At 53.4% G+C, this 2,311-nt stretch carries 3 protein-coding genes; 2 read left to right on the forward strand and 1 reads right to left on the reverse strand.

The window, feature by feature from the left end; genetic code table 11:
- Positions 1-48: 48 nt before the first annotated feature.
- Complete coding sequence (locus JRI95_17040) at positions 49-267, reverse strand: GyrI-like domain-containing protein (protein ID MBW2063251.1); 219 nt, start codon at positions 265-267, stop codon at positions 49-51.
- Positions 268-471: 204 nt separating this feature from the next.
- On the opposite strand from JRI95_17040, the gene JRI95_17045 reads away from it, so the two are divergent.
- Both JRI95_17045 and JRI95_17050 read left to right on the forward strand, forming a co-directional pair.
- Positions 472-1,572: a fructose 1,6-bisphosphatase gene (locus tag JRI95_17045; GenBank protein MBW2063252.1), complete on the forward strand. Its 1,101-nt coding sequence runs from the start codon at positions 472-474 to the stop codon at positions 1,570-1,572.
- A gap of 343 nt (positions 1,573-1,915) precedes the next feature.
- On the forward strand, positions 1,916-2,311 hold a 396-nt coding region (locus tag JRI95_17050), incomplete at its 3' end, for an AMP-binding protein (GenBank protein MBW2063253.1).

The following is a 2,311-nucleotide window of genomic DNA, read 5'->3' on the forward strand; positions in this document are numbered from 1 at the left end:
CAATCTCAAACCTTTTCAATCGGAACGTGTTCTTGCTATTTGCTCTGCTTACAACGGCTTGACCGGAAGGCAGATATCAAAGATAAATTTATTTTCCGGATTGTCCTTGGGGTCGCCGTAATAAAGCTCATAACACGGCTGGTCTTCAGGCTGATACCCGCTTTCAGGCAGCCATTTCTCAAAGAAGGCGTCATGTGCCTCTCTCAGTTCTCCCGGCCTTTCCTTGCGGCGCGAAAGGTCTGACGTCCCTGTAATTTTTTCCAGTATGCCTAATAATTATAAAATCGGTCCTGAAAGTCAATCCTTTGCAAGTCAGGCACGCGCTCAACCAAGGCCTTGAGAGTTTTAAGTAATTGTAAAAACTCTGCCTCTGATGTATGGTGGGATGATGATTAATCCCTTTGGCAAAGTTACAATATGAAATAACTACTTGAAATAACCAATAAAAACCTAGTAAAAGGAGGAAGAATAATGCGAATTACTCTCAGCGCCATCAAGGCAGACATCGGCAGTATAGGCGGGCATATCTGCCCCAGCCAGGCCCTTCTCGATCGTGTCCAGGAGTTTGTGAAGCAGCGTTCAAAAGGGGTGATCATTGACTTTCAAGTGAGTTCCACGGGCGACGATATTGCCATACTTTGCACTCATGAACAGGGCGTGGACAGCGAAAAGGTGCATAAGCTGGCCTGGGACGCCTTTGTGGCCGGTACCGAAGTGGCCAAGGAGCAGGGCTTGTATGGGGCCGGCCAGGACCTTCTCAAGGACGCCTTTTCTGGCAACATCAAAGGCATGGGTCCGGCTGTGGCTGAGTTGGAGTTTGAGGAGCGGCCGAACGAGCCGTTTCTGTTCTTTGCCGCTGACAAGACCGATCCTGGCGCCTATAACCTGCCGCTTTACCTGGGCTTTACCGATCCCATGCACTGCGCCGGTTTGCTCCTCTCACCCAAGATGGCCTCGGGATTTAAGTTTACGATCATGGATGTCAGCTACATCGAGGCCGAGCGGGTCATTGAACTTAACGCCCCTGAAGAGCTATACGATATTGCCGCACTTCTGCGCGATCCTGAGCGTTTTGTGGTTGAAGCGATCCACTCGCGCACCGACGGCGAGGTGGCGGTAGCGGTGAGCACCACGCGCCTGCAAAATATCGCCGGAAAATACGTGGGCAAAGACGATCCCATCATGCTGGTCCGGACTCAGGGGAACTTCCCGGCCACGGGCGAGGTCCTGTCCCCTTTTAGCATCGCGCCATTGGTGGCCGGATTCATGCGCGGCAGCCATACCGGCCCCTTCATGCCGGTGAAACGCGGCTCCACCGTGTCCTATTTCGACGGGCCGCCCGTGGTGAGTTGCTCCGCCTTCTGCGTCCATGAAGGGCAGCTGACCGAGCCGGTGGACGCCTTTGACCACCCCTTCTGGGATCACGTCCGGGATGATGTATCGCGCCGGGCCCTGGATATCCGCCGGCAGGGGTTCTTCGGCGCGGCGATGCTGCCTTACAGCGAACTGGAATACGGCGGGATCGTTGAAAAAATGGCCAAGCTGGATAAGAAGTTCACTGTACGTCAGTGAATCTTCACGGCGTTAAGTCTTGAAAAATTGAGAAAAGGTTGTGTTTCCTCGCTTCCGGGCCCGGCCCAGGAGCGAGGATATAAATACGTTCCTTTTGAAAAGGCTAGCCCCTCTTAACCGATGGTGCGCCAGGCCGCTGAAAATGTGCGCCCTATTCCCCTTGATTGAACAATTCATGCCTTAATATCCCGCCGTTTCAGGAATTGAAAAAGCAGTTGTCGGGCAAACCCTCCTTTGATACGGTGAAAAGCATCAGCGAAAAGAAACCAGAGGAAGAAAACAGCAGGAAGGCAGAGTTGCCAGGATGTCTGAAGCGATGCAGTCAGTTTGGCCGCAGAAAAAAATGAAAAGAGAGCCCCTGATTCACCTCATCCAGGGGTCTTTGCGCCGCATGGATCAGAAGCGCGCCCTGACTTTTTTACGCGGCCGGGAAATCGAGACACGCCTTTCCTTTCACGATCTGGATGAGGATTCCGATTGCATGGCCCGTTCCTTCAAAAGGATGGGGCTTGGCCAGGGAGACTGCGCCGTCCTCTTTTTGCCAAAATGTGTAAGCTGGGTCGTGGCGCATCTCGCCGTCCTCAAGATCGGGGCCATCAGCGTTCCCCTTAACCCGGCTTTTACGAAACGGGAGCTGGCCTATTTCCTGAAGGAGACCACGCCTAAACTGGCTATGGTCGGGGTGAACCAGGTTGAGGCCGTCAGGGAAATCGCTCCCAGCCTTCCCCTGGTTACAGTT

It is taken from the genome of Deltaproteobacteria bacterium, from assembly GCA_019308995.1.
Classification (GTDB): Bacteria; Desulfobacterota; Desulfarculia; order Adiutricales; family JAFDHD01; genus JAFDHD01.

Coding starts and splice junctions, on each gene's coding strand:
- JRI95_17045 (MBW2063252.1), top strand. CDS start 472: ATGCGAATTACTCTCAGCGCCATCAAGGCAGACATCGGCAGTATAGGC.